11 protein-coding genes and 1 riboswitch are annotated in these 13,302 nt (G+C 52.2%); of the genes, 5 read left to right on the top strand and 6 right to left on the bottom strand.

What is annotated here, in order from left to right; all coding sequences use genetic code 11:
- Nucleotides 1-44 precede the first annotated feature (44 nt).
- Entirely contained in the window at nucleotides 45-533 is a 489-nt protein-coding gene (locus ACVBEJ_RS13135; RefSeq protein ID WP_447130095.1) for a TlpA family protein disulfide reductase, read from the top strand.
- A 248-nt stretch (nucleotides 534-781) separates the two neighbouring features.
- Here ACVBEJ_RS13135 and ACVBEJ_RS13140 read toward each other — a convergent pair whose 3' ends face one another.
- Complete coding sequence (locus tag ACVBEJ_RS13140; protein WP_447130096.1) at nucleotides 782-2,029, bottom strand: two-component system sensor histidine kinase NtrB; 1,248 nt, start codon at nucleotides 2,027-2,029, stop codon at nucleotides 782-784.
- Nucleotides 2,030-2,468: 439 nt separating this feature from the next.
- Here ACVBEJ_RS13140 and ACVBEJ_RS13145 point away from each other — a divergent pair, with 439 nt between their 5' ends.
- Genes ACVBEJ_RS13145 through ACVBEJ_RS13160 form a run of 4 tightly spaced genes read left to right on the top strand, consistent with a single transcriptional unit; the run spans nucleotide 2,469 to nucleotide 7,948 of the window.
- On the top strand, nucleotides 2,469-3,428 hold the full coding sequence (locus ACVBEJ_RS13145; protein ID WP_447130097.1) for a cytochrome-c peroxidase: 960 nt from the start codon (nucleotides 2,469-2,471) through the stop codon (nucleotides 3,426-3,428).
- Nucleotides 3,425-5,623 (top strand): ATP-binding protein, encoded by a 2,199-nt coding sequence (locus ACVBEJ_RS13150; RefSeq protein ID WP_447130098.1) that lies wholly within the window; start codon nucleotides 3,425-3,427, stop codon nucleotides 5,621-5,623. Before ACVBEJ_RS13145 ends, ACVBEJ_RS13150 begins: the two co-directional genes overlap by 4 nt.
- 23 nt (nucleotides 5,624-5,646) lie before the next feature.
- Nucleotides 5,647-6,807: an HDOD domain-containing protein gene (locus ACVBEJ_RS13155; RefSeq protein WP_447130099.1), complete on the top strand. Its 1,161-nt coding sequence runs from the start codon at nucleotides 5,647-5,649 to the stop codon at nucleotides 6,805-6,807.
- Between the two features lies 1 nt (nucleotide 6,808).
- A complete protein-coding gene (locus ACVBEJ_RS13160) occupies nucleotides 6,809-7,948 on the top strand; it encodes an HD domain-containing phosphohydrolase (RefSeq protein WP_447130100.1) in 1,140 nt (379 codons plus the stop codon).
- A 2-nt stretch (nucleotides 7,949-7,950) separates the two neighbouring features.
- Here the strand turns inward: ACVBEJ_RS13160 and ACVBEJ_RS13165 are convergent, their stop codons facing one another.
- The 5 genes from ACVBEJ_RS13165 to gatC all read right to left on the bottom strand — a co-directional run bounded on the left by ACVBEJ_RS13165 (nucleotide 7,951) and on the right by gatC (nucleotide 13,109).
- Nucleotides 7,951-8,292: a hypothetical protein gene (locus ACVBEJ_RS13165; protein ID WP_447130101.1), complete on the bottom strand. Its 342-nt coding sequence runs from the start codon at nucleotides 8,290-8,292 to the stop codon at nucleotides 7,951-7,953.
- A gap of 27 nt (nucleotides 8,293-8,319) precedes the next feature.
- Nucleotides 8,320-8,449, bottom strand: a riboswitch (SAM-I-IV-variant riboswitch).
- Between the two features lie 197 nt (nucleotides 8,450-8,646).
- Nucleotides 8,647-9,480, bottom strand: coding sequence for a class I SAM-dependent methyltransferase (locus ACVBEJ_RS13170; RefSeq protein WP_447130102.1), 834 nt, complete (start codon nucleotides 9,478-9,480; stop codon nucleotides 8,647-8,649).
- Nucleotides 9,481-9,859: 379 nt separating this feature from the next.
- Nucleotides 9,860-11,308 carry an Asp-tRNA(Asn)/Glu-tRNA(Gln) amidotransferase subunit GatB gene (gene gatB / locus ACVBEJ_RS13175; protein WP_447130103.1) on the bottom strand — a complete coding sequence of 483 codons (1,449 nt, stop codon included), beginning with the start codon at nucleotides 11,306-11,308 and terminating at the stop codon, nucleotides 9,860-9,862.
- A complete protein-coding gene (gatA, locus tag ACVBEJ_RS13180) occupies nucleotides 11,305-12,819 on the bottom strand; it encodes an Asp-tRNA(Asn)/Glu-tRNA(Gln) amidotransferase subunit GatA (protein ID WP_447130104.1) in 1,515 nt (504 codons plus the stop codon). Before gatA ends, gatB begins: the two co-directional genes overlap by 4 nt.
- Before the next feature lie 2 nt (nucleotides 12,820-12,821).
- A complete protein-coding gene (gatC, locus tag ACVBEJ_RS13185; protein WP_447130105.1) occupies nucleotides 12,822-13,109 on the bottom strand; it encodes an Asp-tRNA(Asn)/Glu-tRNA(Gln) amidotransferase subunit GatC in 288 nt (95 codons plus the stop codon).
- Between the last annotated feature and the right edge of the window lie 193 nt (nucleotides 13,110-13,302).

Genomic DNA, 13,302 nt, shown 5'->3' on the forward strand with positions numbered 1-13,302 from the left:
CGCATGCTGCGGCAAACTACCCACCGCTATTTTGGAGGTATGTTATGAAAAAGCTGTTAGCTCCTTTAGTTGCCTTTGCTTTGCTATTGCCGGCGGTTTCCAGTGCAGAGCCCATTGAGTTTTCATTCCCTGATCGGGATGGCGACATGCACGGCCTGTCCGATCACAAAGGCAAATATGTACTGGTGGATTTTTGGGCGTCCTGGTGTGTGCCCTGTCGCAAGCAAATCCCGCATCTGAAAACCTTTGAAACCGAAAATCACTATGACAATCTGGTGCTAATGGGAATTTCCATGGATGACGACGCCGATGCCTGGGTCGATGCCATGGATGAAGACGAACCCATGGGCTTGCAGGTGATCTGTGAAGATAACTTTGACCACGATCTGGCCATCAAACTCGATATTTACGCCATTCCCCGTTTTGTTCTGTTTGGTCCCAACGGTGAAGTGGTGGATGGCGAGCTGCCCATGCCCAGTGATGGTAATTTCAAAACTACGGTTGAAAAGCATATTGGTGCGGCGCACCAGTAGCCTTTCAATTTGATTTTGTCGAGTTCACTGCACCTGGCAAAACTATTAACCCGGCAACACAAAAGGCGTCCTGCCTTTTGTGTTGCGCGCTCAATAACTTTCACATAAAAGAAAGTGACGCACTTGCGCGGAAGTGCTTGATTTTATTGAGCTCGCGCTGGCTGCGCCAGCGGCGGCACATCCCTGTGCCGCGTTATCAAACGCAACCTATAAGGTTGCCGGTTTAATAACCTGTTGCACTACTGGGGTTACGGCTGCTCTTTATCGGCTTCTTCAATGGGCAGCTTGATGGTAAAAGTAGCACCTGTGCCGGGAGCGCTGTCTACGTCGATAGAGCCCTTGTGCTTGCCAACTATTATTGAATGGGCAATTGCCAGCCCCTGGCCTGTTCCCTGGCCCACCTCCTTGGTGGTAAAAAACGGCTCAAAAATTTTGTGTTGAATATCGTTCGGAATCCCCGGCCCTGTGTCTGATATGCGAATGATAACCTGATTTTTCCTGTTCTTTTCCGTGGTAATGGTAATCAGGCCCTCCACAGGCTCTGCCCTGTTCGGTTGACCTGAAATAGCCTGTATCCCGTTGACAATTATATTGATCAATACCTGATTCAGGTCGGCTGGAAAGCCCATTACTTTGGGTAGTGTGCTATCCAGACTGGTTTCAAAGTCAATACGGTCTTTGCATTCACTGCGCGCGACAACAAGCGTGCTCTCTATGGCGCAGTTGATGTCTACCGGCTGCTTATTGTTGGTGCCTGGGTGTGAGAAGCCTTTCATGGCGGAGACAATCTCTGCGATATTTTTCATGCCGCCACAAGATTGTTGCAGTGCGTCGGGTATTTCTTGCGCCAAAAAATCCATGTCACCTTCTTCCAGCAGTTGCGCAATTTTTTCGGCCAGAGGTTTTGGGGCCTCTTGTAACAATGACTGGATTCTTTGCAGTAACTCCATGAGTTCATTGAATGAGCGCTGGAGAAATTCCAGATTATTGTGAACAAATTGCACCGGGGTGTTGATTTCGTGGGCGATGCCCGCCGCCAATTGACCAATGGCCTCCAGTTTTTGAGCCTGTAACAACTGCTGTTGCAGCTGGGATTTGTCCTCCACATCCTGAAACACCGCCACTGCACCAATTTGCTGCCCTGTGTTTGATATTACCGGCGCTCCACTCACATCGATAAGCCTCATTTTTTTATGCGGTGCGGGCTGCTGGACGTACATGGTGATATTGTGGGTGGTTTCGCCAGCCATGGCGCGGGCCAGGGGCAAGTCTTTGCTGGGGAAGCGGGTATGGCGGTCTGTCTTGAATATGCGGTATGTGTCACTCCAGCTCTCAGGTCCGCCGGAGGAAGCGCCGACACCAAGGATGTTTTCGGCGGCTTTGTTGAAATGGGTGAAGTTGCCTCCCATGTCGCACACCACAAAGCCCTCATTAAGGCTTTCAATAATGGCTAACAGGGTGTCCTTGTCTTCGGGCATGTCGGTGTGTTGGTTCACTGCGGTCCTGCTTTTTTTAGCTGTGGGGAAAAACTACTTGAAATAATTCCCGCAAAAAGTTAAAGGGTATTGGTGGTATGCCGATATCAATATGCTTGTAGAAAAATAAATGTGATAAATCCGGAAATATAGGAAGTGCTCGGGCCTGTTAACACTAATTGAGTCATCACTGCTGGGAGCCATTTTTTCGCCCAGCAAGGCAGAAGGAGTGCTGTGTAGTCATTCTACATGAGCGACTGATAACGCAGCTGGGTGGAAAAATGGCCCCAGCCCTTCGGGTTGCGGCTAAAAAAGCGCCACTCGGTGTTGCTCGTCGCTCATTTGGAATGACCAAACCGCACTCCTCGCGCCTTGATTGGCGCTTTTTTAGTCACAACAGTGACGATTCAATTAGTGTTAACAGGCCCTAGTGTAGTTTACTACATCAAGGAGAGTAGTAATGAAATGTCTAGTACAGTGCGGCAGCGCAAAGCTGCTGGTAGCCTTGTTTGTTCTGTTTTCACTGCCATCTCAAAGCGAACCCATCACCCCAATACAGTTTCCCGATAACCTGAATGAGAATGAGATTCAGTTGGGTAAACGCTTGTTTCACAGTACTGAATTGTCGCGGGATAACACAATTTCCTGTGCGTCGTGCCACGCAGTAGACAGTGGTGGTGATGATGGCCTGCGGTATTCAATAGGTGTCGACGGACAAGTCGGGCCCATTAATTCCCCTACCGTGCTTAACAGTGGTCTCAATGCCGTTCAGTTTTGGGACGGTCGGGCCGGTACACTGGAACAACAGGTAGAGGGGCCCATACACAACCCATTGGAAATGGGCAGTTCCTGGGAGGAGGTGATTGCCAGGTTGTCGGCAGACCAATCCTGGCAAGATGCATTCCGGAAAATTTACCCGGACGGTATTACCGCCGCCAATATCTCCCGCGCTATTGCCACTTACGAAAGCGCCTTGGTAACCCCCAATTCCCCCTTTGACCGCTATCTGCAAGGCGAGAAAAACGCCATTGGTGATCAGGCCAAAGAGGGTTATCGCCTGTTTGTTCAGATGGGCTGTGTGTCCTGCCATCAGGGGCAAAACGTGGGGGGCAATATGTTCCAGCAGTTTGGCATTATGGGGGATTATTTTCGCGACCGGGGCGAGATTACAGAGGCAGATTATGGTCGCTTCAATGTTACCGGAAAGGAGAGTGACCGTTATATTTTCAAAGTGCCGGGCTTGCGCAATGTGGCCCAGACAGCACCTTATTTTCACGATGGCAGCGCGCAAACCCTGGGGGAGGCCATACGGGTGATGGCGCGCTATCAATTGGGACGGGGGATCAGTGATAAACAGGTTAAAGCGCTGGAAGCGTTTTTAACCTCGTTGTCTGCTCCGGTGAGGGAGGATTTGCGATGAGCGAAAAAAATATTCTTTCTGTCTATGCCAAAGTAATTATTGGTGTCTTTTTTGCGCTGCTGGTGACTTTTTCCCTGCTGAGCATCGATAAATACAGTGCCAGTTATGAACACCAGAAAGACGTATTGTCAGAAATCCGACTGTCTTCCCAGCAGCTGCATTCCCGGCTTTTGGAAGTGCGCGGCGGGTTTGTGGTGGACTACGACGGCCTGGTGAAAAAGGTATCGCGCTTCAATCAATTACTGTCTGCACTGTCGGTGGGTGAGCCAGAGAAAAAATCTTCTGGCTGGTTCTCCAGGCAGGAAAAGATTGATCTTTCCTTCACACAATTGGAAGGTTGTATCTCCAGCCGTACGCAGCTGGTTGAGGATTTTAAATCCAACTTTTCGGTATTCCGAAATTCCCGTCTGATTATTTTTCAACTTATTGAGGATATCCGGCAGCTTTACCCGGATCATCAACGACTTAATCAGGATCTGGATATTCTGGAGCTCGATGCTCTAAGAGCGATTGAAAATCGGATTGGTGACAACTACGACGAAATTATCGCCAGCCTGGAGGAAATCCGCCAGCGTCACAAAGGGTCTTTCGACGATATTGATGACTCCCTGGGTTTTATTATTGACCACTTCAAAATTATCAATACCCGTGAATCAGTTATCAGCCAGCTGGTCAGAGAAGAAGTAGCACTGTCGGGCGATTTTGAGCAAAAGCTGAATGCTTTTGAATACGAGCTGGATAACGTCTATCAACAGCACAGCCAGAATGCCTCCATGTACCGTTATGGTTTTGGCGCAGTGGCTATGGCTATTCTTTTGTTTGGAATATTTCAGGCGAGAAAATCAGGCCGTTTGGCGAGCCAGCTACTGAAACATAATGAAAGCCTTGAGCATATGATTGCCAAGCGCACTGAAAATCTGGAACTTGCCAAAGACAGTTTGCAGGCGGAACAGAAGGAGCGGGAAAAAGCACTGGTGGAATTAAAAGACTCCAGGGAAATGCTGGATGCCATTATTAACAACCTTCACGGCTGTGTGTACGAGTACGATGTGATCAATGATTCCGTGACCTACATGAGCCGGGGGGCGAAAGAAATTTGGGGTGTCAGTCACCGGGAGATGTCCACGCAGGACGATTTGAGGCGACAGATTCACCCACAAGACAAGGAATCCACCTGCGCTGTTTTTGATAAAGCCAGAGAGGATCGCTCGCCAATTAACGTAGAATATCGGGTGGTGCAAAAATCCGGAGATGAACGCTGGGTAAGAGAGGTGGGCGTACCCATTATTGAAGACGATCACGTGAAATCCATTGTTTGCCTGGTATCGGATATCCACGAATTCAAAAAGGCGGGCGAAGACAACAGGCGCATTCAGGAAGAACTGCACCACGCCCAAAAAATGGAATCCGTGGGGCAGCTCGCTGCTGGTGTGGCCCATGAAATCAATACCCCCGCCCAATTTATTTCCGATAATCTAGTGTTCCTGCAAGAGTCGGCAGGAGAGTTGCTGGATTTGATTAAGGATATTGAGGCAGCAGTAGACAAGAGTACGGACGAGCCCACAAAGCAGACGGTGAAAGAACTTCTGGACGAAGCGGATGTGGAGTACCTGGCCGACGAAGTGCCCCAGGCATTGAAACAGTCGGCCGGAGGAATAGAGCGGGTGGCGACCATTGTGCGGGCGATGAAAGATTACTCCCACCCCGGCGATTCTTTTGAGTTTGCCGATCTCAACGCAGCGCTGCAAAGTACCATTATCGTTTCCAAATCTGAATGGAAATACTTTTCCAAACTGGAAACAGACTTTGATGAAAACCTGCCCATGGTTGAATGTGTGGTGGGAGATGTCAATCAGGTGGTGCTGAATATCATCGTCAATGCCGCTCATGCAATCGTCGACAAATTTGATGACCCGGATGACCTGGGCGGCCTTATTACCGTTCGGACCAGAGCGCTCGATGAGCAAGTGAGTATCGAAATCAGCGACAACGGTGCCGGCATGCCAGAGTCGGTGAAAAGCCGCATATTCGATCAGTTTTTTACCACCAAAGAGGTGGGCAAGGGTACCGGGCAGGGACTCAGTATTGCCTACCGACTGATCACCGAAAACCACAACGGCAAAATAGATGTAGAGAGTGAGCCCGGCGAGGGCACTACTTTCCGTATTTTGTTGCCAATATCTCAACCCAAATAATTCCACTATCAAAGGATGCAGTTATGAAACGGATCGCCTTTGTTGACGACGATAAAAATGTGTTGGATGGATTGCGGAGAATGCTGCGTTGCAATCGCAAAGAGTGGGACATGAGTTTCTATCTGTCTGGAGATGAGTTTTTGTCGGAGCTGGATGACCATTCCTTCGATATCATTGTCAGCGATATGCGCATGCCTCATATGAATGGTGGGGAGTTGCTTGCCAAAGTAAAGGAGTTGTCACCTTCCACGCTGAGGATTGTGCTCTCCGGGTACGCCAACGAAGAAATGATTCTTGAGAGCTTGCACGCCACCCATCAGTTTATTTCCAAACCGGCGGACAGCGAAAAAATTACCAAGTCGATCAATCGCGCATTGCATTTGCAGGAATCACTGGAGGAAAGTGGCCTCAAGGCTTTGATGGGGTCTATTGGTTCTCTCCCCACACTGCCGGCGGTTTACGATGAGCTGATGCGGGAAACCTGTTCCGATGATTCTTCTCTGGAGCAGGTGGGGGAAATAATTTCTCGGGATGTTGGCCTTTCTGCCAATGTGCTTAAAATTGTCAACTCGGCGTTTTTTGCTCTGGTGAGACACATCGAATCACCCAGTCAAGCAGCCTCTATACTGGGAATGGATACGCTGAAAAACCTGGCGCTGTCCACCAGTGTATTTTCCAGCTTTAAATCTGACCAAAGCAGCATTGAGCAGATTGAACGCCTCAATATAACCAGTCAGAGGGTGGGGGTGTTGTGTGGCAAAATTGGCAAGGCCAGCAGCTTGCCAGCCAGAGGTATCGATCACGGGCAAATAGCGGGAATGATGTGCAATTTGGGTGAGTTGATTGCTTTGGTTTATCCTGCTGAAATGGCCAGCTGGAGTGGCGGTGAATCCGACCTGCCGCACGTTGGCAGCTACTTGCTGGGAATATGGGCAATGCCATTCCCGGTTGTTGAGGCGGTGCGCTGGCATCGTCATCCGGCGGACAGCCAAATTGCAGAGCTGTCTCCTCTGGCGGTGATCCATTTTGCCTGGGCCATGTTAACAGCACAGGCGGAGGGGGCCGGAATTGACCTCGATAACGACAAACTGGATATGGAGTACCTGAAATCTGTCGTTGATGCAGGCACACTGCAGCGATGGCTGCGTATTACTGAAGAATTTTGCGATCAGGCAGACAGTTGATATGACGGAAAAAGTATTATTCGTTGACGACGAGTCCAGCATTCTGGAAGCGTACCGACGCACTTTGAGAAAACGTTTTACCGTAGTGACGGCGCTGGGGGGAAAAGAGGCACTCAGGATACTGGAAGCCGAAGGCCCGATACCTGTAGTGGTATCGGATATGAATATGCCGGAAATGAACGGTGTGGAGTTTCTCTGTGAGGTAAAGGAACGTTACCCGGATACCGTGCGCCTGATGCTTACCGGAAATGCCGATCAGCAAACCGCAGTGTCCGCCATCAATACCAGCGATGTGTACCGTTTTTTGAACAAACCCTGCCCGCCCGACCAAATGGCGGAGGCGATCAATACTGCTCTCGACCACTACAAATTGCTCAAAATGGAGCAAGAGTTGTTGGAAAACACCGTGAAGGGAAGCATCGATGCCCTGGTGGAAATTCTTTCACTGGTCAGCCCGAAGATTTTTGGTCATGCTTCCGTGATCAGCGACTACGTTGCCAAATGCGCCAGCAAAATGGGCATTACTCTAACCTGGGATTTGGAGGCGACGGCGCTGCTGGGGCAGGTGGGCAAGGTGACGCTATCGGACAGTGTTGTCGACCGTACGCTCAGGGGCTCGCCACTGGATGAAGACGAGCAGCAGGTGTACGACCAGTACCCGGAGGCGGGAGCCAAACTGATTAACAATATTCCCCGTCTGGAAGGAATATCCCGTGCCATTCGCTACCAGAATAAACATTTTGACGGCAGCGGATTGCCCAACGATGACGTATCCGGAGAGCAGATTCCCCTGGGGGCCCGGTTGCTGAAGCCGATAATAGATATGATCGCCGGAGAAGCCAGAGGTTTGTCCGCCGCAGATGCGTTTGCCAGGGTCAAAGCGCAAGGTCACCGCTACGATCCCCAGGTGCTGACAGCTCTGGAGCAGGTTGTCAGTGTGTCAACGGAAACCGTGATCAAGGAAATAAACGTTGCCCAACTGATGGAAGGCATGATTGTCGCCAGTGATATCGTCACATCTTCCGGCACCCTGCTGGTGGGCAAGGGGCAGGCAATATCTTCGTCCATGATTACCCGCCTGATCAATTTCTGCAGCAACGGCACCGCACCTGAAAAAGTGGATGTGTTGGTGAATACATAATCTCAGAATTGTGTTTGTCCATTGACCCAGGAAACCGCCTCCTCTGGCGTTGCAAATTGGTGACGCCAGAGGATTCTTTTCCTGCCCGGTGAATACCCGGTTGGGCAAAAAACCTTGCGATTGAGCTTTGTCACTTCTCCCTGGGCGATATACACATACAGTTTTTCATCCTCCTGCTGAACCACAAAACCTTTGTGGCGCCAGTTGTGAATATCGATGGCGGGTGAAATGTGCTGCTCCCGAATGCCCAGAATCGGGTCCTGGGGCAACACCAGATATTCGGTGCTGTAGTGTGTGGTGCGATCCCGGTTTCCCGGAGCGGCTGTGCGGCAAATAACAGACATAAAAAAACCTCCGTAAAGGAGGCTGACGTTCGCTTGAATGATTGCCCGAAGCTAACAATGCCAGCCTCTGAGCCTCATCTCCCGTGCTTTCCGGGAAGCCACCTTGCCCAAGCGGGCAGGTTGGCGATGGCGTCAGCCATATCTCTTGATGAAGGTGGGGATTTTAGTCGTTGATAACAAACAAGTCGAGCATTTTGCTGCAATGCTGTCCACGTAAGCTTTTAGAGCAACAGGTTGTCTCTGCGAAGGCGTGATGATTCAGCGTCATTGCGAGGAAGCGTAGCGACCGCGGCAATCTCCTGACCGGAGTGCGCTGCTGGAGATCGCCGCGCTGCGCTCGCGATGACGATACTTTTACAACTTCTCAAACAACAACGTCATGCGGTCACTTTCACCGATGGCTTTGTACTTTTCGTCTTGGCCGTCATTGGCCCAGAGTCGTGGCGGCAATGCCCATACACCCCGTTCGTAATCTTTGCTGTCTTTGGGGTTGGCGTTGATTTCGCTGGTGGCAATCAGGCGCAAGCCGGCTTGCTCTGCCAGCCTTACGGTATCGCTTACCGTCACATAACCCTTGCCGCTTTCGCGGTCGGCGCGATGCTCAACCACACCCAGCAGGCCGCCGGGCTTGAGGGCTTTGGCAAACAACACAAAGGCGTTTTCGCCGCCACCGGGGTGGCGGGTCCAGCTGTGTACATTGCGAAAGGTCAGCACCCGGTCGGCAACGCCGGCGGGCACATCGAGGATATTTTCCGTGGGGCTGAACTTCACCAGTTTGGTGTTGGCGAATACCCGGGGGTATCTTTCAAATTTTTGCACAATAGGGAGCTTTTGTTTGCTTGCCTCAATCGCCTGCTTGCGCTGCTCTTTTGTCAACTGGGCGAGCTGTTCCTTCGATGGTGCGAGGTTTTCTGTGCGAGCAGCGGCGGCGTAAAGTGTGCCTTTTTTGCCCAGATAGGGAGCCAGGATTTCGGTGTACCACTGCCAGGAGCCCGGGTAAATTTCTACCACGGTCTGGCCCGGCTCAACCTGGAAGAATGTCAATGTTTCCGCTGGATTGCGATATTTGTCCCGGGCTCTGTGCTCGGCAATCCGGTGGTCGCCGTTAATGGCTTTTCTCAGGGCAGAATCGTCTGCCATTAATGCCGGTGACAACATGGCCACCGTCAGTGCGAATGCAAGTTTCATATTTCCCTCCAAAATAAAAAGCCCCGAACCGAAATTGGCCGGGGCTTCTATTTAATGAGATTGGCAGCGAAATATCAGGCTCTGCCGGGTAAAAAAATGTAAAAACCAATACGGTTTCGAAAAGATCGAAGATGCTAAATCGTACGCTGGATAGGCAACATGGTCTTTTCAAGACACGCTGTAAATACCTCCCTGTACGCTCGGCAGCGGCATCCCTGCCGCTGACGGTCTTGAAAAGCCCATGTCGCCTATCTTGTGAACTCCTTAGTATGTATCCGGGGTGACTTGCTGCGTGTCACAGCAAGTCACCCCGGATACAGGCTCGGCAGCTTAATATCTTGTTTGCATTGAGTATGAGGAGTAGTAGTAAATAACAATGCTATAGTAGTGCGCCGAGCTTTTTATTCAATACCTCATTCACCTGTTGCGGATTGGCCTGACCTTTCGAGGCTTTCATAATCTGGCCGACAAAATAACCCAACATCTTCGGTCGTTTGGCGTCGTCCGCTTTAATGTAGTTGTCCACTTGTTGCGGTGAATTGGCAATAACTTCGTCCACCAGAGCTTCAATAGCACCGCTGTCGGATACCTGTTTGAGCCCGTATTTTTCGATGATTTCGTCCACTCCGCTTTCACCCTGCCAGAGATGATCAAAGACCTGGCGCGCCATTTTATTGGACAGGGTGCCATCGGAGATTCGCGCCACCAGAACCGCCAGTTGCTCTGCGGCAACAGGGTTGTCGGCGAACTCTTTTTCTTCCGTATTCAGCCGCGCGGCCATTTCCCCCATCATCCAGTTGGCCACCAGTTTGGCATCGCTTTGTTGGGCGGCGCTTTCAAAGTAACTGGCAGTTTGTGCGTCTGCCGACAACAGGTTGGCGTCGTAGGCGGACAAACCATAGTCGCTTTGGAAGCGCGTGCTGCGAGCATCCGGCAGTTCCGGCAGGGTTTTGCGCAACGCTTCGATGTAATCGTCTTCAATGATTACCGGCAATAAATCCGGGCAGGGGAAGTAGCGGTAATCGTTGGCTTCTTCCTTGCTACGCATGGAGCGGGATTGTTTTGTGGCACCGTCGTAGAGGCGGGTTTCCTGCACCACCTGACCGCCGTCCTCGATCACGTCAATCTGCCGTTGCACTTCGCGAACGATGCACTCCTCCATAAATTTGAACGAGTTGAGGTTTTTGGTTTCGGTGCGGGTGCCCAAGGGCTCACCGGGGCGGCGCACGGAAATATTGACATCAAAACGCATGGAACCCTGAGACATATTGCCGTCGCAAATGCCCAGTGAGGTGACAATGCTGTGCAGCTTTTTGGCCATGGCCACCGCTTCGGCGGCGTTGGACATGTCCGGTTCGGTAACCACCTCAATCAGTGGTGTGCCGGCGCGGTTGAGGTCGATCCCCGACATGCCGTGGCCAAAGGATTCGTGCAGTGACTTGCCGGCATCTTCTTCCAGATGAGCGTGGTGAATGCGAACATTCTTGGTGTTGCCATTATCCAGGGTGATTTCCACATGGCCGGGGCCGACAATGGGCTTTTCCAGTTGCGTGGTCTGGTAGCCCTTGGGCAAATCCGGGTAAAAGTAGTTTTTGCGTTCAAACACGGACTCTTTGCCAATGTCCGCGTCAATGGCCAGGCCAAACATCACCGCGTATTTGAAGGCGGCTTCGTTGGGTACCGGCAAGGTGCCTGGCATGGCCAGGTCAACGGCGCTGGCCTGGGTGTTGGGGGCAGCACCAAAGGCGGTGCTGCTGGCGGAAAAAATCTTGCTTTGGGTGGCCAGTTGAACGTGCACTTCCAGGCCGATAACGGTTTCCCAGCTCATGGCTGTACCTCCGCTGGCTTTCCTTGTGGAGAGCACTTGTGCCAATCGGTCACCTGCTGAAAGCGATGGGCGATATTGAGCATGCGTGCTTCGTCAAAATAATTGCCGGTGATTTGCAGTCCAACCGGCAAACCATTGCTAAAGCCCGCTGGTATCGACATGCCGGGCAGCCCCGCCAGATTGGTGGAAATGGTGTAAATATCTTCCAGGTACATGGCCACCGGATCAGCCGTTTTTTCTCCCAGTTTAAAGGCCGGGTTGGGGCAGGTTGGCCCCATAATCACATCCACTTGCTCGAAAGCGTCGACAAAATCCTGCTTGATCAGGCGGCGAACCTGTTGGGCTTTTTTGTAGTAGGCGTCGTAGTAACCGGCGCTGAGGGCGTAGGCGCCTACCATGATCCGCTGTTTCACTTCCTGGCCAAAGCCTTCGGCGCGGCTGCGGGTGTACAGGTCCATCAGGTCTTGTGGGTCTTCACAGCGGTGGCCGTAGCGCACGCCGTCAAAGCGGGACAGGTTGGCGGAGGCTTCCGCCGGGGCGATGACGTAGTAGGCGGGTACTGCCAGGTGGCTGTGGGGGAGAGTGATTTCTATCAGTTCAGCCCCTAGTTTCTCGTATTCCATCAGGGCGGCGCGCACGGCTTTTTCTGTATCGGCGTCCAGACCTGCTTCAAAGTATTCTTTGGGTACGCCGATCTTCAGACCATTGATACCCTCATTCAACGTGCTGTGATACTCGGGTACCTCGCGGTCGATGGAGGTGGAGTCCCTGGGGTCGTGGCTGGCCAGGGTGTTGAGCATAATCGCTGCGTCTTCGGCGCTACGCGTAATCACTCCCGCCTGATCCAGGCTGGAGGCAAAGGCCACCATGCCGTAGCGGGACACCCGGCCGTAAGTGGGTTTGATGCCAGTCAGCCCGCACAGGGATGCCGGCTGGCGAATGGAACCGCCGGTGTCCGAGGCGGTAGTAGCCACTGCCAATCCAGCGGCCACCGCAGCGGCGGAACCGCCAGAGGAGCCGCCGGGCACGCGCTCGGTGTCCCAGGGGTTTTTCACCGGGCCGTAGTAGCTGTTCTCGTTGGAGGAGCCCATGGCGAACTCGTCCATATTCAGCTTGCCCAGCATCACCGCGCCGTCGCGCTGGTAATTTTCCACAATGGTGGCGCTGTAGGGGGGCACAAAGTTGTCGAGCATTTTCGAGCCACAGGTGGTTTTAATACCCGCAGTGCAAAACAGGTCTTTATGGGCGATGGGAATGCCGCACAGCAGGGGTGCGTCCCCTGCTGCCAGGCGCTGGTCGGCGGCGGCGGCCTGTTGCAGAGCCAGCTCCGGGGTAACGGTAATGTAGCTGTTGTAGCGGTTGTCCAGCTGTTGAATGCGATCCAGGTAGTGCTGGGTCAACTCGACGCTGGTGAACTCTCCGGCGCGCAAGCTCGCCGCCAGTTCGCTAATAGTGGTGGTGTCAGGACTTGTGTTGTCAGGACTTATGTTGTCAGGGAACGTGTTAGGCATAATCAGTCAATTACTTTGGGAACCAGATAAAGGCCATCTTCGGTGGCCGGGGCAACGGCCTGGAAAGCATCGCGGTTGTTTGTTTCGGTGACGCTGTCGGGGCGCAGCCGCTGCACCGCGTCCAGCGGGTGAGCCATGGGTGCTATGCCGCTGGTGTTGGCCGCTTGCAGTTGGTCCACCAGGTTCAACACTTTGTTGATGCGCTCGGTGGTATCGGCGACCTCTGTTTGCGAGATCGCCAGGCGGGACAGGTTGGCTACCTTGGCAATGTCTTGCTGCTCAATACTCATGGTGGGCTGATGCCTCTGTGGGAGTGCGTTTATCGAGGCGGCGTAAGTTATCACAAATCCACTGGCAATCGCACCAGGGTCACCTCATCTAAATTTCTAACAAATCAGCCACTTGTGACGATAAGTCTGCTACTTTTGCAGAGGAGTCGTCCATTATGGCCTTACCGACAGAGCTCGAATCGTTTTTTGATGT

This window comes from Porticoccus sp. GXU_MW_L64 (genome assembly GCF_052983295.1).

Coding starts and splice junctions, on each gene's coding strand:
- gatC (WP_447130105.1), bottom strand. CDS start 13,109: ATGAGTATTGAGCAGCAAGACATTGCCAAGGTAGCCAACCTGTCCCGC.
- ACVBEJ_RS13150 (WP_447130098.1), top strand. CDS start 3,425: ATGAGCGAAAAAAATATTCTTTCTGTCTATGCCAAAGTAATTATTGGT.
- ACVBEJ_RS13155 (WP_447130099.1), top strand. CDS start 5,647: ATGAAACGGATCGCCTTTGTTGACGACGATAAAAATGTGTTGGATGGA.
- ACVBEJ_RS13145 (WP_447130097.1), top strand. CDS start 2,469: ATGAAATGTCTAGTACAGTGCGGCAGCGCAAAGCTGCTGGTAGCCTTG.
- gatA (WP_447130104.1), bottom strand. CDS start 12,819: ATGCCTAACACGTTCCCTGACAACATAAGTCCTGACAACACAAGTCCT.
- ACVBEJ_RS13170 (WP_447130102.1), bottom strand. CDS start 9,480: ATGAAACTTGCATTCGCACTGACGGTGGCCATGTTGTCACCGGCATTA.
- ACVBEJ_RS13160 (WP_447130100.1), top strand. CDS start 6,809: ATGACGGAAAAAGTATTATTCGTTGACGACGAGTCCAGCATTCTGGAA.
- ACVBEJ_RS13135 (WP_447130095.1), top strand. CDS start 45: ATGAAAAAGCTGTTAGCTCCTTTAGTTGCCTTTGCTTTGCTATTGCCG.
- gatB (WP_447130103.1), bottom strand. CDS start 11,308: ATGAGCTGGGAAACCGTTATCGGCCTGGAAGTGCACGTTCAACTGGCC.
- ACVBEJ_RS13165 (WP_447130101.1), bottom strand. CDS start 8,292: ATGTCTGTTATTTGCCGCACAGCCGCTCCGGGAAACCGGGATCGCACC.